Annotated in this window: 25 protein-coding genes and 1 pseudogene; 3 read left to right on the top strand and 23 right to left on the bottom strand. The window is 42.1% G+C overall.

From position 1 onward, the window contains the following. Positions 1–184 precede the first annotated feature (184 nt). The 3 genes from purF to yfbV all read right to left on the bottom strand — a co-directional run bounded on the left by purF (position 185) and on the right by yfbV (position 2,744). On the bottom strand, positions 185–1,702 hold the full coding sequence (gene purF / locus BKK50_RS01920) for an amidophosphoribosyltransferase (RefSeq protein ID WP_077414793.1): 1,518 nt from the start codon (positions 1,700–1,702) through the stop codon (positions 185–187). A gap of 10 nt (positions 1,703–1,712) precedes the next feature. Continuing rightward, complete coding sequence (locus tag BKK50_RS01925; RefSeq protein ID WP_077414921.1) at positions 1,713–2,204, bottom strand: CvpA family protein; 492 nt, start codon at positions 2,202–2,204, stop codon at positions 1,713–1,715. Between the two features lie 96 nt (positions 2,205–2,300). Further along, positions 2,301–2,744, bottom strand: coding sequence for a terminus macrodomain insulation protein YfbV (gene yfbV, locus BKK50_RS01930; protein ID WP_077414795.1), 444 nt, complete (start codon positions 2,742–2,744; stop codon positions 2,301–2,303). Between the two features lie 227 nt (positions 2,745–2,971). Here yfbV and BKK50_RS01935 point away from each other — a divergent pair, with 227 nt between their 5' ends. Together BKK50_RS01935 and pta are read left to right on the top strand one after the other, a co-directional pair. Further along, on the top strand, positions 2,972–4,171 hold the full coding sequence (locus BKK50_RS01935) for an acetate kinase (RefSeq protein ID WP_077414797.1): 1,200 nt from the start codon (positions 2,972–2,974) through the stop codon (positions 4,169–4,171). 70 nt (positions 4,172–4,241) lie between these two features. Continuing rightward, positions 4,242–6,380: a phosphate acetyltransferase gene (gene pta, locus BKK50_RS01940; RefSeq protein WP_077414799.1), complete on the top strand. Its 2,139-nt coding sequence runs from the start codon at positions 4,242–4,244 to the stop codon at positions 6,378–6,380. Positions 6,381–6,446: 66 nt separating this feature from the next. Here pta and rnd read toward each other — a convergent pair whose 3' ends face one another. From rnd to ccmA, 16 genes and pseudogenes are all read right to left on the bottom strand, one after another. Next, a complete protein-coding gene (rnd, locus tag BKK50_RS01945; RefSeq protein ID WP_077414801.1) occupies positions 6,447–7,601 on the bottom strand; it encodes a ribonuclease D in 1,155 nt (384 codons plus the stop codon). A 56-nt stretch (positions 7,602–7,657) separates the two neighbouring features. Beyond that, complete coding sequence (fadD, locus tag BKK50_RS01950; RefSeq protein ID WP_077414803.1) at positions 7,658–9,346, bottom strand: long-chain-fatty-acid--CoA ligase FadD; 1,689 nt, start codon at positions 9,344–9,346, stop codon at positions 7,658–7,660. Positions 9,347–9,395: 49 nt separating this feature from the next. Then, positions 9,396–9,933: pseudogene (locus BKK50_RS01955) on the bottom strand (Slp family lipoprotein). Next, on the bottom strand, positions 9,933–10,643 hold the full coding sequence (tsaB, locus tag BKK50_RS01960; RefSeq protein ID WP_077414805.1) for a tRNA (adenosine(37)-N6)-threonylcarbamoyltransferase complex dimerization subunit type 1 TsaB: 711 nt from the start codon (positions 10,641–10,643) through the stop codon (positions 9,933–9,935). The pseudogene BKK50_RS01955 and the gene tsaB overlap by 1 nt, the downstream one beginning before the upstream one ends. 10 nt (positions 10,644–10,653) lie before the next feature. Continuing rightward, positions 10,654–12,564: a DNA repair helicase YoaA gene (gene yoaA, locus BKK50_RS01965; RefSeq protein WP_143529726.1), complete on the bottom strand. Its 1,911-nt coding sequence runs from the start codon at positions 12,562–12,564 to the stop codon at positions 10,654–10,656. Positions 12,565–12,730: 166 nt separating this feature from the next. Beyond that, positions 12,731–13,033, bottom strand: coding sequence for a hypothetical protein (locus BKK50_RS01970; RefSeq protein ID WP_077414809.1), 303 nt, complete (start codon positions 13,031–13,033; stop codon positions 12,731–12,733). Next, positions 13,030–13,602 (bottom strand): DUF8095 domain-containing protein, encoded by a 573-nt coding sequence (locus tag BKK50_RS01975; RefSeq protein ID WP_077414811.1) that lies wholly within the window; start codon positions 13,600–13,602, stop codon positions 13,030–13,032. Before BKK50_RS01975 ends, BKK50_RS01970 begins: the two co-directional genes overlap by 4 nt. 190 nt (positions 13,603–13,792) lie before the next feature. After that, positions 13,793–14,710, bottom strand: coding sequence for a c-type cytochrome biogenesis protein CcmI (gene ccmI, locus BKK50_RS01980; protein ID WP_077414813.1), 918 nt, complete (start codon positions 14,708–14,710; stop codon positions 13,793–13,795). Next, positions 14,711–15,166, bottom strand: a complete 456-nt coding sequence (locus BKK50_RS01985) for a cytochrome c-type biogenesis protein (protein ID WP_370597100.1) — start codon at positions 15,164–15,166, stop codon at positions 14,711–14,713. A gap of 76 nt (positions 15,167–15,242) precedes the next feature. Continuing rightward, positions 15,243–15,788: a DsbE family thiol:disulfide interchange protein gene (locus BKK50_RS01990; protein WP_077414815.1), complete on the bottom strand. Its 546-nt coding sequence runs from the start codon at positions 15,786–15,788 to the stop codon at positions 15,243–15,245. Between the two features lie 41 nt (positions 15,789–15,829). Further along, entirely contained in the window at positions 15,830–17,776 is a 1,947-nt protein-coding gene (locus tag BKK50_RS01995) for a heme lyase CcmF/NrfE family subunit (protein ID WP_077414817.1), read from the bottom strand. Continuing rightward, on the bottom strand, positions 17,773–18,297 hold the full coding sequence (gene ccmE, locus BKK50_RS02000; RefSeq protein ID WP_077414819.1) for a cytochrome c maturation protein CcmE: 525 nt from the start codon (positions 18,295–18,297) through the stop codon (positions 17,773–17,775). The genes BKK50_RS01995 and ccmE overlap by 4 nt, the downstream gene beginning before the upstream one ends. Then, complete coding sequence (gene ccmD / locus BKK50_RS02005) at positions 18,294–18,497, bottom strand: heme exporter protein CcmD (protein WP_077414821.1); 204 nt, start codon at positions 18,495–18,497, stop codon at positions 18,294–18,296. The genes ccmE and ccmD overlap by 4 nt, the downstream gene beginning before the upstream one ends. A gap of 66 nt (positions 18,498–18,563) precedes the next feature. After that, positions 18,564–19,301 (bottom strand): heme ABC transporter permease, encoded by a 738-nt coding sequence (locus BKK50_RS02010; protein ID WP_077414823.1) that lies wholly within the window; start codon positions 19,299–19,301, stop codon positions 18,564–18,566. A 45-nt stretch (positions 19,302–19,346) separates the two neighbouring features. After that, entirely contained in the window at positions 19,347–20,012 is a 666-nt protein-coding gene (ccmB, locus tag BKK50_RS02015; protein ID WP_077414825.1) for a heme exporter protein CcmB, read from the bottom strand. Between the two features lie 4 nt (positions 20,013–20,016). Beyond that, positions 20,017–20,655 (bottom strand): cytochrome c biogenesis heme-transporting ATPase CcmA, encoded by a 639-nt coding sequence (ccmA, locus tag BKK50_RS02020; protein WP_077414827.1) that lies wholly within the window; start codon positions 20,653–20,655, stop codon positions 20,017–20,019. Positions 20,656–20,930: 275 nt separating this feature from the next. On the opposite strand from ccmA, the gene sodA reads away from it, so the two are divergent. Next, positions 20,931–21,575, top strand: coding sequence for a superoxide dismutase [Mn] (gene sodA, locus BKK50_RS02025; RefSeq protein WP_077414829.1), 645 nt, complete (start codon positions 20,931–20,933; stop codon positions 21,573–21,575). Between the two features lie 42 nt (positions 21,576–21,617). Here sodA and BKK50_RS02030 read toward each other — a convergent pair whose 3' ends face one another. The 4 genes from BKK50_RS02030 to ispG all read right to left on the bottom strand — a co-directional run bounded on the left by BKK50_RS02030 (position 21,618) and on the right by ispG (position 25,114). After that, positions 21,618–22,004, bottom strand: a complete 387-nt coding sequence (locus BKK50_RS02030) for a methyltransferase family protein (RefSeq protein WP_077414831.1) — start codon at positions 22,002–22,004, stop codon at positions 21,618–21,620. Positions 22,005–22,093: 89 nt separating this feature from the next. Further along, entirely contained in the window at positions 22,094–22,708 is a 615-nt protein-coding gene (locus BKK50_RS02035) for a YfgM family protein (protein ID WP_077414833.1), read from the bottom strand. 18 nt (positions 22,709–22,726) lie between these two features. Next, on the bottom strand, positions 22,727–23,998 hold the full coding sequence (hisS, locus tag BKK50_RS02040) for a histidine--tRNA ligase (RefSeq protein ID WP_077414835.1): 1,272 nt from the start codon (positions 23,996–23,998) through the stop codon (positions 22,727–22,729). Between the two features lie 9 nt (positions 23,999–24,007). Then, positions 24,008–25,114, bottom strand: a complete 1,107-nt coding sequence (ispG, locus tag BKK50_RS02045; RefSeq protein WP_077414837.1) for a flavodoxin-dependent (E)-4-hydroxy-3-methylbut-2-enyl-diphosphate synthase — start codon at positions 25,112–25,114, stop codon at positions 24,008–24,010. Between the last annotated feature and the right edge of the window lies 1 nt (position 25,115).

Raw genomic sequence — 25,115 nt, forward strand, 5'->3', positions numbered from 1 at the left:
GTGTCCGAATTTTAACCTATTGAAATAATTTGATTTTTATAACAGACACACGCAGTGTGTCCCTACGTTCTGTTAAAATTTCTGTTTTTGTGCATTTGCTACATAATACCGAAAAAATCTGCACCTTAATCAGTTGAACTTGAATCCAACTTTTGGGGTGCAGATCAATTTTTAGCGAACTTTTTTATCGTTCATTATGGATTTCTAAATTTGTCGCATCTTTTTCACGGTTTTTCTTCGCTGAATCATTACGTTGCGAGGCAATGCTCTCTAAATATTCCAGTGTAACATCGCCTGTTATATATTCCCCTGTAAAGACAGAACAATCAAACCCTTTAATCGCAGGATTTTCTTGCTGAACCGACTCCGTTAAAGCATTGAGATCTTGGAAAATCAGCTTATCTACACCAATTAATTTCGCAATTTCCTCCACACTGCGATCATAGGCAATGAGTTCATTTTTTGTTGGCATATCAATACCATAGACATTTGGGTAACGAATTTCCGGAGCGGCGGAAGCAAAATAAATTTTCTTGGCGCCGGCGGCTCGTGCCATGTTGACAATTTGTTCCGATGTGGTACCTCGAACAATAGAATCGTCCACCAGTAACACATTTTTATCTTTAAATTCCGCTTTAATAGTGTTGAGCTTACGGCGAACAGAGCTAATACGTTGGGCTTGCCCCGGCATAATAAAGGTGCGTCCCACATAACGGTTTTTCACAAAACCTTGGCGATAAGGTTTATTCAACACATTAGAAATTTGTAAAGCAATATCCGTTGAAGTTTCCGGCACGGGAATGACCACATCAATGTTGTCTAATTCGTCCCGCCATTCTTGTGCAATTTTTTTTCCTAAACGCTCGCCCATATGAACACGAGCCGCATAAACGGAAACACCATCCATAATGGAATCAGGACGGGCAAAATAGACATATTCAAAAATACAAGGATTTAATACCGCACTTTCAGCACATTGTCGGGCATAAAGTTCCCCCTCGAAGGTCACATAAATGGCTTCACCCGGTGCGACATCACGGACAAACTCATAACCTGCCACATCTAAAGCAACGGTTTCAGAGGCAAACATATATTCTGTTTTACCGTTTTCTTCACGCTGCCCCAACACTAAAGGGCGAATACCAAAGGGATCACGGAATGCCACCATACCATGCCCAATAATCATCGCAAGACAAGCATAAGCACCACGGACATCTTTATGGGTTTTGCTTACCGCATAAAAAATATCCTGAGGATCTAAATGGTCTTGTGGAATATTATCAAGGTGATTGGCAAAAATGTTTAAAAGCAGTTCGGAGTCAGAATTAGTATTCACATGGCGACGAGCGGTTTTAAACACTTTTTCCTTCAATTCTACTGAATTGGTTAAGTTACCATTATGAACCAATGTGACCCCATAGGGTGAATTGACATAGAAAGGTTGTGCTTCCGAAACACTTGAACTCCCCGCAGTGGGATAACGCACGTGCCCCATACCGGCATTGCCTTGTAACCGCAACATATGCTCATGTCGAAACACATCACTGACTAACCCATTGGCTTTACGCAAACGGAAGCGATTTTCATCATCTATTGTCACGATCCCTGCGGCATCTTGTCCACGATGTTGCAACAACGTTAACGCAGCATAAATAGATTCATTAACCGGACTTTGACTCACAATACCAACGATACCACACATTTCATAACCCTTATTGACTAAATGTTGAATTTAAGAAACTGGAACTTGCTTGAAGCTGCTGGAAAAACCATTCAATAATAAACCCAAAGTGCGGAATCAATGCCGATTCTTTCCACCAATCGGTTTGTTCAAAATTTGTGAAGGTATCCAAGAAAAATAAGATCGCTGCAACAATTAATGCACCACGCAATAAACCAAATACAGCCCCCAATACACGATCAGTACCGGTTAGCCCGCTTTTATCGACTAGCTGTGCAATGACAAAATTAACGATAGCACCGACAATTAATGTCAATACAAACAAAATACCAATTGCCGTGCCGTTGCGTACGTACATTGATTCAATTTGTGTTAAATAGGTAGCAAGGTAAGGATAGAACTGACTTGCCACGATAAATGCAACCACCCAACTGGCAAGTGATAAGACTTCGCGCACAAAACCACGGAGTAAACTAACAAGAATAGAAAAAGCGATGATGCTAATAATAATGTAATCGATCATGAAAAAATCTCTCAATAAAAAGAGCTGCATAAAGCAGCCTGCGTATTCTACAAAAAATAAAACAAAAAAGAAAACGTTTGCGTAAGATTAATTAGGCTAAATCTCTTGCCAAAATGAAGAGGCTAATCGTTGCTCCGCTTTCCTTAAAACTTCAGCCAAATGTTGATATTTTGGAGTACCCTCAACAATCGGTATAGGCTCATTGATCTTTTTTAGACGTTCACAAATGTCGTAAAACCAGACCGCACTTTGTCCGCTTAAAGGGGTTTCGGCACGTTTCCCCAACCAGTATAGCCCTTGTAATGGAAGCGCCAGTGCAAAAAGTGCGGTCAAAATTGCAGTAGATAATGCCATAATGTCCTGTTTTACATAAAGTTGCTGCCACACCACGGCAAATACAGCAATTAACGGCATGGTTTTTTGCGCAAAATTGGTGGTTTTTATAACGCGATTTTCAGGGAAAATCATGCCCAATTTAGCCTCTTTTGGCCAAGTGTTGAGATAAATTTGCCCCTGTTTCAAAATAGCAAAAAACGACATAAAACTCCCTTAAAAATAACCGCACTTATCATACCCCAGTTCGCTTATGATTTCTATCTCATCAAATCGAGGGAGATTTCACCTTTCTTTGACTGAAGTCAGTTTTTTTCTTCCACAATGAATTTATTTTATTAGATAAAAGGTGTATTCTATGCGGGCTTTTGGTTTGTTCATTCACAATGAAATGAACAAATTTCTATCAACTTTCAATCTACAATAGGTTTCTTATGTCAAAACTTGTTCTTATCCTTAACTGTGGTAGCTCATCATTAAAATTCTCAATCCTTGATCCTATTTCAGGCGATGAAAAATTATCAGGTTTAGCTGAAGCCTTCTATTTACCGGAAGCGCGCATTAAGTGGAAATTGCACGGTGAAAAAGGGCAAGCAGACTTAGGTGCGGGTGCAGCTCACGCTGAAGCATTAAATTTTATCGTTGAAAATATTTTTACCAAAGATCCGACATTGCAAAATAGCATTTCTGCGATTGGTCACCGTATCGTTCACGGTGGTGAGAAATTTACCCAATCTGCATTAATTACCGATGAAGTGGTTCGTGAAATTGAAAATGCGATTCAATTTGCCCCATTACACAACCCGGCGCATTTAATCGGTATTCGTGAAGCGTTCAAATTATTCCCTGAATTAAAAGATAAAAATGTGGCCGTATTTGATACCGCTTTCCATCAAACTATGCCGGAAGAAGCTTATTTATATGCATTGCCTTATTCTTTATACAAAGATCACGGCGTTCGCCGTTATGGTGCTCATGGTACAAGCCACTACTATGTTAGCCGCCAAGCCGCAAAACGTTTAGGGGTTGCTGAAGATAAAGTTAATGTCATTACTTGTCATTTAGGTAATGGTGCTTCCGTGGCGGCGATCCGTTATGGTGAATGTATTGATACCTCAATGGGATTAACCCCATTAGAAGGGTTAGTGATGGGAACACGTTCTGGTGATATCGATCCGGCGATCATCTTCTATATGCACAAAACCTTAGGGATGTCCGTTGAGGAAATCGAAACAACCTTAACTAAAAAATCCGGTCTTTTAGGTTTAACCGAAGTCACCAGTGACTGTCGCTACGCTGAAGATAACTATGATTCTGAAGTACCGGCTAAACGGGCATTAGATGTGTTCTGCTATCGTTTAGCAAAATACATCGGTTCTTATATGGCGGTGATTGGTGAACGTTTAGATGCCATCGTCTTCACCGGTGGTATTGGTGAAAACTCCGCACACGTGCGTGAAATTACCTTAAATCACTTAAAGCTATTCGGTTACCAAATTGATGAAGAACGTAACCTTGCTGCACGTTTTGGTAATGAAGGGGTTATTACCAAAGAAGGTTCACCACTTGCTATGGTTATCCCAACTAATGAAGAGCTCGTCATTGCACAAGATACTGCAAAACTTTGTTTCTAATTTAACTTAATCACAAACTGCCGAATTTTCCGGCAGTTTTTCTTTACAACTCAATCAATTAAGGTTTGTTATGTCTCGTACCATTATCCTTATTCCAATTAGCGCAGGTGTGGGTTTAACCAGTGTCAGTCTCGGTTTAATCCAATCTCTTGAACAAAAAGGGGCGAAAGTCGGTTTTATGAAACCGATTTCTCAGCCAAACTCAGGTGAAGATCAATTGGATCGCACCACCTCTATCGTGCGTACCAGTACCACCTTGGAAACTGCCGAGCCTTTTATGCTCAGCGTAGCGGAATCCTTAATCGGTCAAAATCAATCTGACGTATTATTAGAAAAAATTGTTGAAAATCATCAACAGCTTTCAAAAAACAATGAAATCGTGGTAGTTGAGGGTTTAATTCCAACCCGTAAACATACTTATGCCAATAGCATTAACTATGAAATTGCCCAAGCATTAGATGCCGAAATCATTTTAGTGGCCGCACCGGCGACAGAAACACCGGTAGAACTTAAAGAACGAGTGGAAGCTGCGGCATCGTTGTTCGGGGGTAAAAATAACCCGAATTTATTGGGTGTAGTGGTGAATAAATTTAATGCACCGATTGATGAATCCGGTCGTACCCGTCCGGATCTCACGGAAATTTTTGATTCTTTCCAACACAGCCACAATAGTGAAGCTGAGTTGGCAAAATTGTTTGCAAACGGTGCTATCAAACTACTCGCTTGCGTGCCTTGGTCTGCCGATTTAATTGCCACCCGAGCCATTGATTTGGTCAAACACTTAGGGGCAGCGATTATTAATGAAGGGGATATCAACCGCCGTATTCGTGGCATTACTTTTTGTGCAAGAAGCCTACCAAATATGGTGGAGCATTTCCGTGCGGGCAGTCTGTTAGTGGTTTCAGCCGATCGCCCTGATGTGATTGTCGCCTCTGCGCTGGCAGCGTCAAATGGTGTCGAAATTGGGGGGATGTTATTAACCGGCGGCTACAAAATTGATGCGCAAATTAACAAACTTTGCCAACATACTTTTGAAACCACAAAATTACCAATTTTCCGTATTGAAGGTAATACGTGGCAAACCGCATTAAGCCTGCAAAGTTTTAATCTTGAAGTGCCGGTTGATGATAAAGAACGCATTGAAAACATTAAAAGCTATATGAGCGAACAATTCGATGCCGAATTTATCAACAGTTTAGTGGCAGGATCTACCCGTTTACGCCGTTTATCTCCACCGGCATTCCGTTTCCAATTAACCGAATTAGCCCGTGCAGCGAAAAAACGTATCGTCCTTCCTGAAGGGGATGAGCCTCGTACTATTAAAGCCGCTGCGCTTTGCGCTGAGCGTGGTATTGCAGAATGTGTATTATTAGCCGATCCCGCCTCTGTTCAACGTGTTGCTGAAGCGCAAGGTGTGGAATTAGGAAAAGGTATCACCATAATCAACCCGGCAGATGTGCGTGAAAATTATGTGGCACGTTTAGTTGAGCTTCGCAAAGCGAAAGGCATGACAGAAACCGCTGCTCGTGAACAATTGGAAGACACCGTTGTGCTGGGTACGATGATGTTAGAAGCCAACGAAGTGGACGGTTTAGTTTCAGGTGCGGTGCATACCACAGCCAATACCATTCGCCCACCGATGCAAATTATTAAAACCGCACCGGGTAGCTCCATTGTTTCGTCTATTTTCTTTATGTTGTTACCGGATCAAGTGTTAGTCTATGGTGACTGTGCGGTAAACCCGGATCCGAATGCCGAGCAACTGGCTGAAATTGCTATTCAGTCCGCAGATTCTGCGAAAGCCTTTGGTATTGATCCGAAAGTGGCGATGATTTCTTATTCTACCGGTACCTCAGGCAGTGGTGCGGATGTCGAAAAAGTGAAAGAAGCCACCCGTATTGCAAAAGAGAAACGTCCGGATTTATTGATTGACGGTCCATTACAATATGATGCGGCAGTGATGGAAGATGTGGCACGCTCTAAAGCACCAAATTCTCCGGTTGCCGGTAAAGCCACCGTTTTCGTCTTCCCGGATTTGAATACAGGGAATACCACCTATAAAGCGGTGCAACGCTCGGCTGATTTAGTGTCTATCGGCCCAATGCTCCAAGGTATGCGTAAACCGGTTAATGACCTCTCGCGTGGTGCATTGGTCGATGATATTGTCTATACCATTGCATTAACCGCAATCCAAGCGACACAAAACTAATCGCCATCATAAATAACAATGACCGCACCTTGATTAACCAAAGTGCGGTCATTTTTTTATGACTTTTTAACACTCAATCGATTTCAACAGTGCCAAAAGCTGTAAGCCAATTTCTCTACGCCACCCAACCAACAAATCCGGTAATTTCTCTTGCGATTCATTGTGTAACCAAGCCCATTTGATTAACGCTTCTAAACTCCGCTTACTGGCTAAAATTTCTAAAGTTAAGCCTTGTGGGGTGAGCTCATAGGCCTTTTCTTGCAAAAGACGAAGGGCTTTCTTATAACGGAGATCATCAACAATACGCACGATCCGCTTCGGATAATCATAAGGCGAAATGCGGCGTGCCTGGGCTAAAAGTTGTAACATTTTCTTTCCACGCACCCTCACCTCATTATTAGACAGTCCCATTTCAAGCATTTCAGAGGTATTGCGTGGATTATATTTGGCGACTTTCCATAAACTCTCGGATTTCACCACATAAGAAAGGGCAAGATCCCGCTCTATCGCCACATCTTGTCGCCATTTTGCCAATACTTTTAGACGAGCTAGCTCTAACGGGTTTAATTTCCAAACATTTGGAATATCCAAATAGGCTTTTTCTCCCTCTCTGTCTTGCAATTTTTTCGTTTTAGTTAACGCCATCTCACAATCAGACTGTACCGCATGTAACCAAGGGGTTGCCGATAATTCCTTTTGCAAATACTGATAAATCGGTAATAAATAATACACATCGCCGGCGGCATAATGTAATTGCGTTTCAGAGAGAGGACGTTTCATCCAATTGGTTCTTGTCGCGCCTTTATCAATCTCGGTATTTAAATATTTCAAGGCCAATTTTGCCAGCCCCACAGAATTTCCTAATCCTAAGAAACGGGCCATAATTTGGGTATCAATCATCGGTTGCGGTAATTGATCGAATTCCTGTAAAAAGACCAGAAGATCTTCGCTACAAGCATGAAGAATTTTCAGTACTTTGCTATCTGCAAGTAAGGCAATAAAAGGCGAAAAATCCGTAATCGTTAAAGGGTCGATTAAGGAAATCTGCTCGCCGTCATAAAGCTGAATAAGCCCTAGTTTAGGGAAATAAGTAGAAACACGCACAAATTCCGTATCTAACGCCACGGCACTTTTTTGGCGGGCCAACTGGCAACAATCTGCCAATGATTGATTGTTTGTAATGAGAGAAAAGTGCGGTTGATTTTCATATGATTTCATCATAACCTCTCTTCAAAAATAAAAATGGGATATTGCTATCCCATAATACATCATGTGGTTTAATCTTTGCTGCGTTTGGCAAGTTCTTCATCTCGTAGCACCCGGCGTAAAATTTTTCCCACATTGGTTTTAGGAAGCGCCTCTCGAAATTCGATTTCTTTTGGCACTTTGTAACCGGTCAAATGCTGGCGACAATGTTGACGCAATTCATCACGGGTTAAACTTTCATCTTTTTTCACCACAAAAATTTTTATGGTTTCTCCCGACACCTCATTCGGCACACCAATCGCCACCACTTCGGACACTTTATAATTTAGCATCACGACATCTTCAATTTCATTCGGGTAAACATTGAAACCCGACACTAAAATCATATCCTTTTTACGATCAACAATGCGTAAATTATAGCTCTCATCCATAATGACAATATCACCGGTGGCCATCCAACCGTCTTTAAGCACTTCCTGTGTGGCTTCAGGGCGTTGCCAATAGCCTTGCATCACCTGTTCGCCTTTCACCCAAAGCTCACCCGGTTCGCCAATCTCGGCTTCGCTTCCGTCTTCTTTGATAATCTTAATATCCGTATTGGGTACGGGTACGCCAATAGTGCCATTGTGTTTCACCACATTGATCGGGCAAGCGGCAATAAGCGGGGAACATTCAGTCATTCCATAGCCTTCAATAATGCTACAACCGGTTAATTCATGCCAGCGGGTTGCCACGGATTGTTGCACCGCCATTCCGCCCCCCACGGATAACTTTAACGCTGAAAAATCCACTTCTTTGAAATTTTCATTATTTAATAAAGCATTAAATAAGGTATTCACGCCGGTAATGGCATGGAAAGGGTATTTTTTCAATTCTTTTACAAAGCCGTCAATATCTCTCGGATTGGTAATCAAAATCGCCGTGATCCCAAGCTCTACAAACAGCAAGCAATTCACCGTTAAGGCAAAAACGTGATAAAGCGGTAAGGCAAGAATGGCAGTTCTTTGTCGGCTATTGTCCCCTAAAAACGGGTCGGCAATCCATTTTGCTTGAAACACATTAGTAATAATATTGCCGTGAGTGAGCATCGCCCCTTTCGCTACACCGGTTGTTCCGCCGGTATATTGTAAAAAGGCTAAATCTTCCCACTCCACTTGTGGACGCACATATTGGCGATATTTTCCAATGCTCAGCACCTCACGAAAGGTTACCGCATGGGGTAACTTATATTTTGGCACTAATTTTTTGACATATTTCACAATGAAATTAACGAGAGTCCGTTTACCAAAGGAAAGTTGATCGCCCATTCGGGTTAAAATCACGTGTTTAATATTGGTATTAAAGACAATTTTCTCGAGGGTCGAAGCAAAATTTGACACCACCACAATGGTGGTCGCACCGCTATCTTGCAATTGGTGTTCTAATTCTCGTGGGGTGTAAAGCGGATTGACATTCACCACAATCAGCCCGGCGCGTAATACTCCAAATAAGGCGATAGGATATTGCAATAAATTTGGCATCATCAATGCAACACGATCACCCCTTTTTAATTTCAGTTCATTTTGCAAATAAGCAGCAAAGGCACGGCTCCGCTCTTCTAATTTTCTGAAAGTTAACACCTGCCCCATATTAATATAGGCAGGGCGGTCGGGATGCTCGCGTATTGCCTTTTCAAACATATCTAAAATCGAGGCATATTTTGATGTATCCAATTCCGTTGGAACACCCTCCGGATAATTTTGAAACCAAATTTTTTCCATTTTTTCTCCTTTATCGTTATCACAAGGAAAAGCGGGGGGATTCTATCACCTAATACAAATAATAGCGAATTTGTGGGGGATAAAACCAATCATAGCGCCAGTAATAACCCCGATTAAATCGCCAATCGTCATAATCCAAATAATAATCGACCCCAATTTTCCATAAGCGATAATTTTTAACTTTCACTACGGGATAAACATAGTCTGCCTGATCAACCTTGCCAACCTGCTGTTTTTTTAATATCCCGCCCACCGTAATGTATTGGTTTTTTTAAGATTTCAGGGTCAATAAATCCTTCAAGATAGGCGATAAGTCGCCCATTACTTTGGGCTTCCATCACAGGCTTAGCATTCCATGAGGCAATCGGAAAACTTAAAATTTCAAGTTCTGTTTGGTTCTCTAACGCCCTAGCCTGAATGATTTTGCCCCCTAAACGAATGGGGTGACAAGCACAGGCATAATCCTTCGGTTGAATCAGGGTTAAATCTGTTCGGGTAAAATTTTCCGCCTCAAGCCCTTTCGGAGCAGTGACACAGGCCGTTAATCCTAAAAGTGCGGTGAAAAATAACGTTATTTTCTTAAGCATTATTCCCTCCCGGGTAATTTTTTCCATGTGACGGTATTACGTAAATAAACGGGTTCAATCTCCAATGCTGAAATGGCTTTCCCCTGTTGCCAATCATTGATCGCAAGAGGCAACATCGATAAAGCACAAGGCAATTCAATTTCTGACCCTTTTTTTCCGTGTTGAGAAAATAGCTCATAGGCCCGCCAACCGGTTCCCACTAAAAAATCCTCTCCGGACCCCATTTGCGCCAAGGCTTGCGATGGCGAGCAAACTTGCTCGGGGACAATCGGCAGCCAATCAAAAAACGCACCCAAATTTGACCGCACTTTTTGACGTTGAAGGCGACAAAAATACACTTCATCCATTCTTGCATCAATGGCAGCGGCAACCTGTTCGACTTGATATTGCTCAAATGCCGCCTGTGCCATTGCCGTTAAATTAGAAATAGGCAATACAGGTAAATCCGCGCCTAATGCCAAGCCTTGCGCCACACTGCACCCCACGCGTACCCCGGTGAAACTCCCCGGCCCCCGCCCAAATGCCAAGGCATCCAGTTGACTCAGGCGAATGCCCGATTGCGCCAAAATGTCATCCACCATCGGCAAAATACGTTGGGTATGAGTACGTTGTGCCAATTCATTGATGGCTGTTTTTTCCCCTTTATAATAAAGTGCAACGGAACAGGCTTCCGTTGAGGTATCCAGTGCAAGTAAGGTTAAATGATCCATTCTCTTTCCATTAAATTGTTTTTAAAAATTCAATCACTTTCGTTAAATCTCTTGTCCGTTTTGCTTGTGGCAGACTTTGTAAAAAAATTTGTCCATAAGGACGCATCACTAAGCGATTATCACAAATCATCACCACACCTCTATCGCTGACATCCCGAATTAATCGCCCTACCCCTTGTTTTAAAGTAATCACCGCTTCCGGAATTTGGATATCATTGAAAGGCTCCCCACCTTGCAAACGGCAATCCTCAATACGGGCTTTTAGTAGCGGTTCATCGGGTGAGGTAAAAGGCAGTTTATCAATAATGACAAGGGATAACGCATCGCCACGCACATCAATCCCTTCCCAAAAGCTGGACGTTGCCACCAATACGCTGTGTTCTTCGTTGATAAATTGTGATAAAAGGGCGGTTTTTGAGCTTTCTCCCTGTAATAAAACAGAAAGTTGGCTCTGTTCACGAAAATACTCCGCAAGACTTCGCATCATTGAATAAGAGGTGCAAAGCACAAAACAACGTCCTTGGTTGGCTTCTATCACAGGCAACAGCATCTTTCCCAATTCCGCTTGTGTATTCGCACGATTGGTAGGGGGCAAATAACGAGGCACGCAAAGCAGTGCTTGCTCCGGGTAATTAAAGGGGCTTTGCAAAATCAATTGCTGGGCATTTTCGATACCAAGCCGATGACAAAAATAATCAAATTTCCCACCCACTTCTAAGGTGGCGGAAGTAAAGATCCAAGCCGCTTGTTTGGCTTTTAATTGCTCACCAAATTTATCCGCAACCGTCAAAGGCGTGATATGCAAAGCAAACTGGCGGGCAAAGGTTTCATACCAGTAGCAATAGCCGGTACGTTCCGTTTCAAGTAACCGTTGTAAATGGGCTTTCAGGTTTTCTGCCCGTTCAAAAAGGTAATCTAAATTTTGCGAGCGACCTAACGCTAATTTCATCACTTCAGTTAAAAAAGCCAATTTTTCAACCAAAATTTGATAGGCTTTTTCTACCGCCGGTTGTCTGAATATTTCACGCCAATTTCCCCGTTGGTTTCCCTCGCCTAATAACAGGCGAAAATCCTGTACGTTTTTTTGTAGGGTATCGGCTGCATTGCCAAGCTGTTTCAGATCTTTTAATTCTGTGCGATAGACTATATGGATATCTTTACAAAGGTCAAAAAATTGGCGGGAACTGACCGATTGACCGAAATACTGGCTTGCAATATCCGGCAATTGGTGAGCCTCATCAAAAATAATATTTTCCGCCTGTGGAATAAGCTCACCAAAACCCGTTTCTTTTACCGCCATATCCGCAAAAAATAAATGATGGTTCACCACAACCACATCCGCTTGCAATGCCTTTTTACGGGCAAGCGCCACATAGCAATCTCCATAATTCGGGCAATCTGTTCCCAAACAACTTTCTGCCGTGCTGGTTAATTGAGATAAAATCGGGCTGTCTTCTGCAAGATCGGGACATTCCGATAAATCACCAGTTTGCGTTGAGGTGTTCCATTGACGCACTTTAAATAAATCTGCCAATACGGATTTATCACCTAATACGCCTTGTGTAATAAGCTGTTCTAAACGCTCTAAACATAAATAATTTGCCCGACCTTTCAATAAAGCGGTTTTGCCGGTGTAATTAAGGGCTTTTTTGATGGTTGGCAGGTCTCGTTTAAACAGTTGATCCTGTAAATTTTTAGACCCTGTTGAAATGATCGTTTTCTTACCGGAAAGCAAGGCGGGTGCGAGATAAGCAAAGGTTTTACCGGTGCCGGTTCCGGCATCTACCACTAATGATGTTTTCTCTACGAGAGCACGTTCCACCGCAATGGCCATTTCCAATTGTGCCGCTCGTGGACGAAAACCTTTAATCTGTTGTGTTAATGCGCCATTTTCAGCAAAAACATCAATTACCTTAGCCATAATATGAATCATTCCCTCTTATGCTGCCGTAGTGTAGCAAAATTAGGGAAGGGATTAAATCAACCCTCGATAAAATGAAATAAAAATTGACCGCACTTTAAATGACATAGCAGGCTTTCCCTATAAAAAATGCTCATCAAAGATGAGCATTTCTTCATCAATTATATTACCAATGGTGGTGATGATATCCCCGATAATAGCCAACCCCCACACTGGGTACGATAGCAACCGGAGCCCGTTGATATTTCACTTTCTGAACGCTATCGCTGGCATTCATTTTGATCGGCTCCTCCATTTCATTGGCGACCCTTGCCTTTTGCGCGGCGCTAACGGTTCTTCCTGAAGCGACCTGTGCCCGATATTCTTGCACCGTTTTCATATCATAAATACCACTATCTTGTGGAATGGTTTGCTGAGTGCTACAAGCCATCAAAAATAAGGCTGGCAGTGCGATAAATAATTTTTTCATTTTTTTACCGATTTACAAATTATTTTATCTAAAAGCTGTTCACTTGAGAAAATCTTATCTCTCGCAATATCTTTTGTTTTCTTCATTTCTCTTTCGCGAATTTCTTTTTCTAAATGGGGATTTTTAATCACATAAATAGGGACATATTGCATATTACTAGGATCTCGTTCCCGATAAAGCGATGCACCTGTAATACCGCCATAATATTGGCTATCATCGCCATTATTTATGTAGTGATTAGTAAAGTTTGTGAATTCAACCCCATGGGAACCATTAAACCCTTTACATATTCCGGCAGGGGATAAAAAAACACTCCGAGATGCAAACTTCTCATCTACCTTATAAACTTCAAACTCAATACTATTTCCTAAATCCTTCGCATCTTGTGTTGCGATATCCGTTGTTAAAATATGCTGTTCTTTCGTTCCCACATAACGCACAAGGCTTGTTCTGATTTGCCCATCAGTTTCATCAACTGCACCTTCCGTATTCGCATAAATGGAGAAAGGAAAAAGCCATAGTGCCAAAAAACACTGAGAGTAAATATTGAATCTTTTACGATGACACATAGTTAATTCCTTTTATCATCCGTAATTAATTGATAAAGTCATACCGGTAAATTATCTAGAGCGTTGGCAAAGTTTACTCTATTTCAATTAAACCATCAACTACGGCAAATTTACGAAAAATAAATGATTTATCTTACTTTTTTACACTATAACAAAACAAATAACTGTCACAATATAGTCAAAAGTATCATTAATTTTTATCCGGCGTAATACTTTTTGATTTTTCTTCCTGCTGACGTTCTAAAGCATCTCGTGCAGCACGAATACTTTTTTCAATCAATGGGATACGTTCATCATCTTTCGGCATTAAGCGTAACATCATCGCCCAAGTGACCGCTGCCATTTTGTAATCTTCCGTTTCAAAATAACGAAACGCCAGTAAACTTAGGGCTTCAATATTGCTATGATCCTGACGAATCACCTCACGCAATAAATCCCCCCCTTTGAGTTTGTCCGTTGCATCATCGGAAAACATTAATACTCGTGCATAACCTAATTTATATTGCACATTTTCCGGCTCAAGTTGATTGGCTTTCTGATAGCTATCAAAGGCTAAACGGGCATTGCCCAAATTCATTCCGATTTGTCCCAGTAACCACCATTTTTTCGCATCGGTTGGATTGTTTTGTAAATCGATACGAAGTGCGGTGGAAAATTGTTGCATTTCTTCATCAGAAAGCGGATGGATATTTTCTTCTTTCATACGCTCATAAAAATAAGGTAATTTTTCATAAGTTTGCGTGAGCATAGATTCCGCTTGCCAAGCCCCCACCATAAAATAGCTAGTACCGGCAATAATTCCCATTGCTAAGAGACCGCATGCAAACCAAATTTTTCCGTAAGATGTTGCTTCTTCTTTGATTTTTTCTTCTTGATGAGGCACATCATCCAATAAATTTTTTTGTAATTCTTGTTTGAGGATACCTAAATTTTCCACCAACCCTTGTGTATTATCTTGCTCGATTTCTTGCAGACGTGAAAAATACAAGGCTTTATTTAATTCATCACGATTTTGTCCCTCTCTCGCTTTAAATTGGTATAACAAAGGATAAAAACAAATCAATGCCACAACCAATGTCAGCAGGATGAAACTCAATAATAAATTCATTTAGTTATCCTTTTGTTTTAATAATTTATCCAAACGTGCGTTATCTTCTTCCGTTAAAACATTACCGGATACTACCGCACTTGGGGCTTTCGGTTTACGTTTTAACAAGAAGAAAAGACCAAATAACACCGAGAGTAAAGGGGCAACCCATAAAATTAAGGTGCTTTTCGTCATAGGGGGATCATAGGTAACAAAGTGACCATAGCGTGCCACCATATAGTCCACAATCTCTTCTTTCGATTTTCCCTCTTTGAGCAAATCAAACACTTTTGTACGCATATCTACCGCAATACTTGCATTGGAATCGGCAATGTTATTATTTTGACATTGAGGACAACGCAAGGATTGGGTGAGTTGATGGTAATCCGTTTCTTGTGCCGTTGAACTAAAATTTAACGCATCAATCGCCGAAAATGCCAAGCTACTGAACAAAAGTGCGGTCAAAAAAAACAGCATTTTTTGAACCTTGGTTCTAACAACATTAACGAAGCGATCAATCATCATTTCCAACATGCTCCCCCCCGTTTTTTCATTATTGTTGCTCCGAGAGTTTGTCATAAATCGGCTTTAAGGTTTCTGTCCAGACTTTTTCATTCACATCTCCCGCTAAACGGTAATGAATGACGCCTTTGCCATCCACAATAAAGGTTTCCGGTGCGCCATATACCCCTAAATCTAAGCCGAAAGATCCTTTTTCATCTTTCAATACCACCTGATAAGGATTGCCCAAATCTTTCAGCCATTTTATTGCCTTGGAAGATTCATCTTTATAATCCAAACCAATAATGATTACGCCCTGTTGAGCGAGTTTATTTAAAAATTGATGTTCGGCATAACAGGTCGGACACCAAGTCGCCCACACATTTAACAACAAAGGTTTCCCCTGTTGAAATAATGTCTTATAGTAAGTTTTGTTGTCAAAAAGATCTGTTAGCGCCTTCTCCGGAACCGGTTTTCCAACTAAAGCCGATTCTAAGGCTTTAATATCCTCACCTTGTGCATTGCGATTCAATTGCACGAAAAAAGCCACTGCCACAATTAAAAAGAGAACAAGAGGAATAAATAATTTCTTTTTCATTTTCTACCGCACTTTTAATGAGTACAACCTGCACTCAATGATTATTTTTTCAGTAATAAACCAAACCGATAACGGCGATCAAACATACACAATAATCCGCCTAATGCCATAAATAGTCCGCCGATCCAAATCCAACGGATAAAAGGCTTGTAATATAAACGCAGCGCCCAAGAACGATCATCCAGTTTTTCACCTAACGCCACATAGAGATCCCGTGTTAATCCGCCATTAATAGCCGCCTCTGTCATAGACATTCGACTCACCGTATAAAAACGTTTTTCAGCAAATAAGGTGCCTTCCGGTTTACCGTCTTTGGTTATATCAATTTGTGCTTTGCCACCGATATAATTTACACCATTTGCCTCACTTACTCCGACAAATTTGAAATCATAACGCCCAATTTGCGCCGAATCCCCCACTGCCATACGAACATCACGTTCTACGCTGAAATTTTGGCTAAAGGCAATACCCCATACGGTCATCGCCACGCCTAAATGCGCGAATACCATTCCCCAATGAGAACGGGAAAGTTTACGAATACCGACAAAAAAGCGTTCTCGATGGGTGGCTCGTTGTTGTAGCTCATAAAGCGCCAGTAATACGATGATAACCGTCATCATTGACCCCAGCACGGCGCTTGCGGTGATCTTATCTTGCAACAGATAAGGCAAAGTAAAGCCGGCTATTACCATCACAATCAGGCTGATAATCACAGGGGTGCGGATTGCCGAAAATTGATCTCTACGCCATTTTACAAGGGGGCCAATTCCTAATAAAAGGGCAAATGGTGTCATTATCACCAAAAACATTTGATCAAAAAACGGTGCACCAATGGAAATTGTGCCTAAGCCAAGTTGTTTATGTACCAGTGGCAATAATGTGCCTAAAAACACCACGCAAAGTGCGGTCATTAAAAGGATATTATTTAATAACAACAGGGTTTCACGGGAATATCGCTCTGCATTATCTCGAGAGCGAATTTGGTTACCCTTATAAGCATAAAGCACCAAAGAGCCCCCAATCACCACCACCAAATAAGCCAAAATATAAAGCCCACGGGTCGGGTCAGAAGCAAAGGCGTGAACGGACACCAAAATCCCTGAACGCACTAAAAATGTACCAAGCAAACAAAGGGAAAACGCCAAAATCGCGAGCAATACCGTCCAAGCTTTAAACGCCCCCCGTTTTTCGGTCACCGCAAGGGAGTGAATTAACGCCGTACCGGCTAACCAAGGCATAAAAGAGGAATTTTCAACGGGATCCCAAAACCACCAGCCTCCCCAGCCAAGTTCGTAATAAGCCCACCAAGAACCCAATACAATCCCGAGCGTTAAAAATACCCAAGCTGCCATCGTCCAAGGTCGTGACCAGCGAGCCCAAGCAGAATCCAGTTTGCCTGTCATCAGTGAAGCAATCGCAAAGGCAAAGGCGACAGAAAAGCCCACATAGCCCATATAAAGCAGCGGTGGATGAAAAATTAACCCAATATCCTGCAACATCGGATTTAATTCTTTACCATCCACCGGGAAATCAGGAAAGGTTCGAGTAAACGGATTGGAAGTGAACAACACAAACAACACAAAGCCTACACTAATGATCCCCATAATCCCTAATACACGGGCGACTGCCTCTTGAGGCAAATGTTTACTAAATAATGCCACTGCGGCAGACCATAGGGTTAACAGCCAAATCCAAAGCAATAGTGAACCTTCGTGCGATCCCCAAACGGCAGAAAGTCGATAATAAATGGGAAGCGTACTATTAGAATTATTCACCACATATTGCACAGTAAAATCATTGACGGCAAATAAGTAAAATAACGCAATAAAGGCAATCGTTAGACCGGCAAATAACCCGTAAGTCATTGGGCGAGCCAATGCCATTAATCGCACATTGCCTTTTTCTGCTCCCCATAAAGGGAAAATAGCCAACATAAGCGACACCCCAAGGCTTAGGGCAAGCGCATAATTTCCTATTTCAGCAATCATTTCCCGCCTTCTTGTTTTTCTTGATGATCACGAGCGCTTTCGCCTTTTAGATCGGAAGCATTAACCCCCATTGGCTGATGCACTTTTTGCATTTTTTCACCCAATTCAGGCGGCACATAGTTTTCATCGTGTTTTGCCAATACTTCTGTTGCCGTTAGTACAGTGGGTTCAGTCAATACACCTTGTGCCACAATACCCTGCCCTTCACGGAATAAATCCGGCAAAATCCCTTCATATTCCACTGTAATCGCAGGGCCAATATCATTTAAATCAAACCGCACTTTTAGGCTTTTTGGATCACGCTCCACCGTGCCTTCAACCACCATTCCGCCGACTCGGATACGTTGTCCCACTTGCGGTTTTTGGTTTGGATTATTCTCTTTTCCTTGAAGCACTTCAGAAGGGGTATAAAACAAATCAATATTTTGGCGTAATGCATACAACATTAACCCACTGGCAATGGCGATGCCAAGCACCACAAAAGTCATGATTTTAAGTCGAGATTTACGTCTTGGATTCATAATAAGTTTCCTTTATTGACTTGTTTTAAACGTGCCTCACGTTGTGCTTCACGTTGAACATTTCGTAATACGCTTTTTCGTTGTTTTATACTTTGTATGATTAACGCCACAATAGCGATAAAACTGATTCCATAAGAGAGCCACACATAAAAACCGTAGCCGCCCATATTGAAAAAATCACTCCAAGTTTGAAAAAACATTGCTATTCCTGCCTCTTTTTATCATCGCTTTTCAATTCCACATGTACAACGCCATAAGCCTGCACATCATATTTTTTCCGCTAACGCTTTGACCCAAGGACGTTTTGCCTCTTCTTTGAGTAATTCTACCCGATAGCGAACCAGAGTTAGCCAAATGTATAAGGCTAAAAAGCCAAAGATACATAAAATCAGTGGAATTAACATAGGGGTCGCAATAGACGGTTTTTCAAATTTTGTAATACTTGCCCCTTGGTGAAGAGTGTTCCACCATTCCACAGAAAAATGGATAATCGGCAAAATCACCACGGTGGTGATGCACAAAATTCCCGAAGCCTTTGCCCCAATAGCCCGGTCGGAAAAAGCAGAATAGAGCGCCAAAATACCAAGATAGAGGAAAAATAAAATCAGCTCAGCGGTTAAACGAGCATCCCATACCCACCAAGTTCCCCACATGGGTTTTCCCCAAATTGCCCCGGTAACAAGGGCGAGAAAAGTAAATAATGCACCAATGGGAGCCATGGCAATCATCGCTAAATGCGCTTGTTTGATTTGCCACACCAATGCCACCGCCGCCGCCACTGCCATAGAGCCATAAACGCCCATAGACCAAATGGCAGTGGGAACATGCACATACATAATACGAAAACTATTGCCTTGTTGATAATCTGCCGGTGCATAAGCCAGCCCCCAAAGGAGACCGACAGTCAATAAGAGAAAACTTAACACTGCAAATATCGGGCTCAATTTTCCGCAAAGGTGATATTGTGTTTCCGCTTTCGCATAGGGATGTAACCACTTCCACATAAAAAAATCCTTCAAAAAAAAGAGAAAAAACGACCGCTCTTTGAGCTAATTATCTAAACTAATCCGTAATGCCGCAACCACAGCAAAAGGCGATAGGGTGATCGCCCCTGTCATCATTGCACCCAAAATCGCCAATTGTCCGCCGTAAGCCACGTTTAATCCCGCCGCCTCTAACACCGAAGAGGCAAAAATAAGTACCGGAATAAATAAAGGCACAACAATTAAACTTAGCAATACCCCACCTTTACGCAACCCCACTGTCAGCGCCACACCAATCGCCCCAATACAACTCAGCACAGGCGTACCAAGAAGTAGTGTTAGCACCAATGCCCACCAAAGATGAACCTCAAGAGAAAGCAATAAGGCAGCAATGGGTGAAAGCAAAATAAGAGGTAAACCGGTTAACAGCCAATGGGATAATACTTTGGCTAAGGCAGTTAAAACAGGCGGTTGTGTTGTCAGCATTAATTGTTCAAGCGAACCGTCAATGAAATCATCACGAAATAAACGTTCGAAAGAAAGGAGTGCAGAAAGCAAGGCGGCAACCCAAGCAATGCCCGGTGCAATACGGGAAAGCAATACGGGATCCGGCCCTATCACGAGGGGAAATAAGGTAATCACAATTAAAAAAAACCAAAGCGGATTTAAAATCTCCGCTCGCTTACGCATGGCAATTTGTAATTCACGCTTTACGATTTCCCAAAAAATCATCCGTTTATTCCGCTTTATAGTTGGCTAAATTGAGTTTTTTCAAATGGTAGCTCGGCACATCTTGATGGCTGGTTAATAAGACAATACCACCTTGTTGGGTATGCTCATCAAAAAGTGCGGTCAAAATGTCCACACCTTTTTTATCAATCGCCGTGAACGGCTCATCCAAAATCCAGAGGGCAGATCGGGAAAGCCATAAACGGGCTAAAGCAATACGTCGCTGTTGACCGGCAGAAAGTTGTGCCGCAGGTAAATCCTCACGACCAACTAATCCCACTTTTTCTAGCACCGCCCAAAGTGCTTCCTCACCGGTGGTTGCCTGACTAATACGTTGATAAAATTGTAAATTTTCCCAAGCGGTTAATTCAGGTTTTACGCCGGAAAGATGCCCTAAGTAGAGCAAATGCTGGTGATACATTTCCCGTTGTTTGGTGATGGGCTCACCATCCCAATACACCTCCCCCTCCAAGGGTTGCGCAAGCCCGGCTAAAATTCTTAATAAACTGGTTTTCCCAATGCCGTTATGCCCTTCCACTTGAACAAAATCACCGCTTTTAAACTCTTGCGATAACGCACGGAAAAGCACCCTCTCACCACGCCGGCAAGCGAGATTTTTTATAGATAAGGTATGGGCATCAAACATAAGAAAAAACCACCAAATAAAATTGCCGATATTCTATCATAAGGTAAACATTTGACGAGATTCCTAACAGACGAAAACGCTAACTCTTTAGACGTAGATCATAGGTTTTATTGATTTAAAACAAGATTTATCAAAAAGGACAATTTCACTAAAAGAAAACATTTAATGATCTAAATCAAATTTTCTGCTACTATTCGAGCAATTTTGGGTAAGGGTTTTATCACCCCAACCAAAATGATTAAAATCACCACTTTATTTTATAGAAGGAACGAATTATGTCTTACACCTTACCTGAATTAGGCTACGCTTATAACGCATTAGAACCGCATTTCGATGCACAAACCATGGAAATCCACCACAGCAAACACCACCAAGCTTATGTCAATAATGCGAATGCTGCATTAGAAGGCTTAGCCGCTGAATTTGTTGAAATGTGCCCGGGTCAATTAATTGCGCATCTTGATAAACTTCCGGCTGAAAAACGTGGCGTATTACGCAACAATGCCGGTGGTCACGCAAACCATAGCCTCTTTTGGAAATCCTTGAAAAAAGGCACGACCTTACAAGGTGCATTAAAAGAGGCAATCATTCGTGATTTTGGCTCTGTTGAAGCTTTCCAAGCGGAATTTGAAAAAGCAGCGGCGACCCGTTTTGGTTCAGGCTGGGCATGGTTGGTGTTAACCGCTGAAGGTAAATTAGCCGTCGTTTCAACAGCAAACCAAGACAACCCATTAATGGGTAAAGAGGTGGCAGGTTGTGAAGGCTTCCCACTATTAGGTTTAGATGTTTGGGAACACGCCTATTACCTAAAATTCCAAAACCGCCGTCCGGATTACATTAAAGAATTTTGGAATGTCGTGAACTGGGATTATGTGGCAGAACGTTTTGAAAAAAAGACGGATTGCCAGTGTGCGAAATAACAAGATAGCAGAACAAAAGTGCGGTCAAATTTGACCGCATTTTTACAGCCAACGCCTCACCTTCGCTTGATATTGACGATAAGCCTCACCAAACTTTCTTTCCAAATAAATTTCTTCCCGAGCAATTTGAAAACGATTCATTAACAAAATAAAAGCCACCACGCCACTCCAAGCCAAGAAATGCCCTAAATACAATGCCCAAGCCATTAAGAGCAGTAACAAACTCAAATACATTGGGTTACGGCTTACCCTAAAAATACCGGAGGTCACCAAATGGGTGCTTTTATCCAATCGCTGAGGATCAATGGTGGTTTTATGCTGATGAAATTGCCAAAGGCTGAGCATCCCAATACAAGCAGACAATAAAATGAAGCCACTAATAAGATAAGGAAATGTGGGATATTGTCCCATTGAGGGTAACAAATACATTACTACACCAACAAAAAAGCAAAGCAGTGGTGGAGGAAGTGGAAAGAGGGATCGCATATAAAATAAAACGCTCTTGCGAGCGTTTCCGATTAAAGATTATTCAGCTTCATTTGTGCAGCCTGTTGTTCCAATGGGCTACCCAATTGAAGTGCTTGTTCAAAACTGATTTTAGCGGCTTGACTATCCCCTTTTGCAAGCTGAATATCGCCGGTTAAAAGCGCTTTTCGTGCAGCAAAACTGCTACTTTTTACTTGATTAAGATTGGATAATGCCGAGTCTAACTGCCCTAATTGAAATTGCACCGCACTTAAACGCAATGCGGCAAGTGATGTGAGAATATCGTCTTGAGATTGTGCTAAAGCCTGCTGTAATGCGACTTCGGCAGAGGCGAAATCTTGTTTCTCAACGGCATTTTTCGCTTCATCAAATAAAGCAAACACAGCATAGCTGGTTTTACTATTCGCTTGAACAAAATCCGTTAATTTTGCTTTTTGTGTAGCAGGATCTTGTTCAACAGCATAAACTAACGCCTCATAGCCTGCTGAAGCCTCAACAATTTGATTAGCTTGATGAGATTGCCAATAACGCCAGCCCAACACGCCACCTACACCTAAAATAAAAGCCACAATAATGCTTTTACCGTTTTCTTTCCACCATTCCTTTAGCTGGTTAATCTCTTGTTCTTCTTCAATGGAATACGCCATATTCTTTTCCTTTATCAACTAAAATTGAGATTGAATATAATCAATGACTTTTTCGATATCAAGGGTTTGCTGTTCAACACCACCCTGCAAATGTTTCACGACCACTTGGTTATTAAGCATTTCGCTTTCACCAATCACTAAGGCTAACGTTGCACCGGACTTATCTGCACGTCGGAATTGCTTTTTAAAGTTGCCTCCCGAACAATGTAGCATCGTCCCTAACTGCGGTAAGGCAGAGCGGATTTTTTCCGCCAACTGAAACGCCGCTAAAGCCGTGCCTTCACCTTGATAAACAAGATAAATATCCACCGCACTTTTCAGCGGAATTGAAGCATTGACTTCTTGGACGAGCAAAACCAAGCGTTCTAACCCCATCGCAAACCCAACACCCGGGGCGGCATGTCCCCCTAATTGTTCTACTAAGCCGTCATAACGTCCCCCACCGCATACGGTGCCTTGTGCACCTAATGCAGAGGTTACCCATTCAAATACGGTTTTATTATAGTAATCTAACCCACGCACCAGTTTCGGGTTAATCTCATACGCAATACCGACAGAATCCAGCAAAGCACACAATTGAGCAAAATGCTCACGGCTCTCGTCATCTAAATAATCAAGCAATTTCGGCGCATCATCTAATACTTGTTGTAATGCTTGATTTTTCGTATCCAAAATACGAAGCGGATTTTTGATTAAGCGTTCCTTTTCTTCTTCACTCATTAATGCTTGGTGTTGTTCCAAGAAAGCGACCAAGGCAGAACGATAATTAGCTCTCGCTTCTAATGAACCAATGGAGTTAAGTTGAAGAGAAACATGTTGATCGATGCCTAATTTCTTCCAAAGACGGGCGGTGAGAATAATTAATTCCGCATCAATTTCCGGATTGGCAATGCCAAAAACTTCCACGCCAGCTTGATGAAATTGGCGGTAACGCCCTTTTTGTGGACGCTCATGACGGAACATCGGCCCCATATACCATAAACGTTGTTCATTATTATAGATCCAGCCGTGTTCAATTGCCGCACGCACACAACCTGCAGTGCCTTCCGGGCGTAAAGTAAGCTGCTCATCATTATCCCAGAACGTGTACATTTCTTTTGAAACCACATCGGTTACTTCACCAATAGCACGAGCAAATAATGGCGTGCTTTCTACAATCGGCATACGCACTTCCGAATAGCCATAGCTATTTAATACTTCACGCACCTGCGTTTCTACCCATTGCCATAATGGCGATTCTGTTGGAGAACAATCGTTCATTCCACGAATTGCTTGAATTGTTTTTGCCACGAGTTTTCCTTAAATAATACGATTTTTCGGGTCCTGTAATGCGACTTTCGCTCGGATTTTTGCTTCTAATTGATTAATAATATCTTCGTTATCAAAGCGCTCTTTTTGGCGTTCACCGTCCACATAGTAACCACTTTTTTTGTTACCGCCAGTCACGCCGAGATCGGAAACTAATGCTTCACCCGGTCCATTTACTACACAGCCAATAATGGACACATCCATTGGTGTAATAATATCTTCAAGCCGTTGCTCCAACGCATTCACCGTGCCGATCACATCAAATTCTTGACGGGAACAAGTCGGGCAAGCAATGAAATTAATACCACGGGAACGAATTCGTAAGGATTTGAGAATATCAAACCCCACTTTAATTTCTTCTACGGGATCTGCCGCAAGGGACACTCTCAGCGTATCGCCAATGCCCTCAGCCAGTAGCATACCTAAACCAATCGCTGATTTCACCGCACCGGCTCTCACCCCACCGGCCTCGGTAATCCCTAAATGCAGAGGCTGTTTAATGGCCTTTGCCAGTAAACGATAGGCCTCTACAGCTAAAAAAACATCGGAGGCTTTCACGCTCACTTTAAATTGATTAAAGTTAAGACGATCTAAAATTTCAACATGACGTAATGCCGATTCCAACAAGGCTTCTGGTGTAGGTTCACCGTATTTCTCTTGCAGATCTCTTTCTAAAGAACCGGCATTCACACCGATACGTATAGGAATATTTTTATCACGGGCACAATCAACAACGGCACGAATACGATCCTCACGCCCAATATTACCGGGATTAATCCGTAGGCAATCTACCCCATATTCCGCCACTTTTAAGGCAATACGATAATCAAAATGAATATCTGCCACCAGAGGCACATCCACTTGTTGTTTAATCATCTTAAAGGCTTCTGCGGCCTCCATTGTTGGCACAGAAACCCGTACAATATCTGCCCCCACACGCTCGAGGGACTTAATTTGCGCCACCGTTGCCTCCACATCAGTGGTGCGTGTATTGGTCATAGACTGCACAGCAATAGGCGCATCACCACCAATTGGGACATTGCCTACATAAATTTTGGTCGATTCACGACGCTTAATTGTCGGTTGAAAAGCAGACATG

It is taken from the genome of Rodentibacter rarus (assembly GCF_001998965.1).
Lineage (GTDB): Bacteria > Pseudomonadota > Gammaproteobacteria > Enterobacterales > Pasteurellaceae > Rodentibacter > Rodentibacter rarus.

Coding starts and splice junctions, on each gene's coding strand:
- ccmA (WP_077414827.1), bottom strand. CDS start 20,655: ATGTTTGATGCCCATACCTTATCTATAAAAAATCTCGCTTGCCGGCGT.
- ccmE (WP_077414819.1), bottom strand. CDS start 18,297: ATGAATCCAAGACGTAAATCTCGACTTAAAATCATGACTTTTGTGGTG.
- BKK50_RS02010 (WP_077414823.1), bottom strand. CDS start 19,301: ATGTGGAAGTGGTTACATCCCTATGCGAAAGCGGAAACACAATATCAC.
- ispG (WP_077414837.1), bottom strand. CDS start 25,114: ATGTCTGCTTTTCAACCGACAATTAAGCGTCGTGAATCGACCAAAATT.
- yoaA (WP_143529726.1), bottom strand. CDS start 12,564: ATGGCTAAGGTAATTGATGTTTTTGCTGAAAATGGCGCATTAACACAA.
- BKK50_RS01990 (WP_077414815.1), bottom strand. CDS start 15,788: ATGAAAAAGAAATTATTTATTCCTCTTGTTCTCTTTTTAATTGTGGCA.
- purF (WP_077414793.1), bottom strand. CDS start 1,702: ATGTGTGGTATCGTTGGTATTGTGAGTCAAAGTCCGGTTAATGAATCT.
- rnd (WP_077414801.1), bottom strand. CDS start 7,601: ATGATGAAATCATATGAAAATCAACCGCACTTTTCTCTCATTACAAAC.
- fadD (WP_077414803.1), bottom strand. CDS start 9,346: ATGGAAAAAATTTGGTTTCAAAATTATCCGGAGGGTGTTCCAACGGAA.
- ccmD (WP_077414821.1), bottom strand. CDS start 18,497: ATGTTTTTTCAAACTTGGAGTGATTTTTTCAATATGGGCGGCTACGGT.
- pta (WP_077414799.1), top strand. CDS start 4,242: ATGTCTCGTACCATTATCCTTATTCCAATTAGCGCAGGTGTGGGTTTA.
- tsaB (WP_077414805.1), bottom strand. CDS start 10,643: ATGGATCATTTAACCTTACTTGCACTGGATACCTCAACGGAAGCCTGT.
- BKK50_RS02030 (WP_077414831.1), bottom strand. CDS start 22,004: ATGTATTTGTTACCCTCAATGGGACAATATCCCACATTTCCTTATCTT.
- BKK50_RS01985 (WP_370597100.1), bottom strand. CDS start 15,166: ATGCTGTTTTTTTTGACCGCACTTTTGTTCAGTAGCTTGGCATTTTCG.
- BKK50_RS01995 (WP_077414817.1), bottom strand. CDS start 17,776: ATGATTGCTGAAATAGGAAATTATGCGCTTGCCCTAAGCCTTGGGGTG.
- BKK50_RS01975 (WP_077414811.1), bottom strand. CDS start 13,602: ATGTGTCATCGTAAAAGATTCAATATTTACTCTCAGTGTTTTTTGGCA.
- BKK50_RS02035 (WP_077414833.1), bottom strand. CDS start 22,708: ATGGCGTATTCCATTGAAGAAGAACAAGAGATTAACCAGCTAAAGGAA.
- yfbV (WP_077414795.1), bottom strand. CDS start 2,744: ATGTCGTTTTTTGCTATTTTGAAACAGGGGCAAATTTATCTCAACACT.
- BKK50_RS01925 (WP_077414921.1), bottom strand. CDS start 2,204: ATGATCGATTACATTATTATTAGCATCATCGCTTTTTCTATTCTTGTT.
- BKK50_RS01970 (WP_077414809.1), bottom strand. CDS start 13,033: ATGAAAAAATTATTTATCGCACTGCCAGCCTTATTTTTGATGGCTTGT.
- ccmB (WP_077414825.1), bottom strand. CDS start 20,012: ATGATTTTTTGGGAAATCGTAAAGCGTGAATTACAAATTGCCATGCGT.
- ccmI (WP_077414813.1), bottom strand. CDS start 14,710: ATGAATTTATTATTGAGTTTCATCCTGCTGACATTGGTTGTGGCATTG.
- BKK50_RS01935 (WP_077414797.1), top strand. CDS start 2,972: ATGTCAAAACTTGTTCTTATCCTTAACTGTGGTAGCTCATCATTAAAA.
- sodA (WP_077414829.1), top strand. CDS start 20,931: ATGTCTTACACCTTACCTGAATTAGGCTACGCTTATAACGCATTAGAA.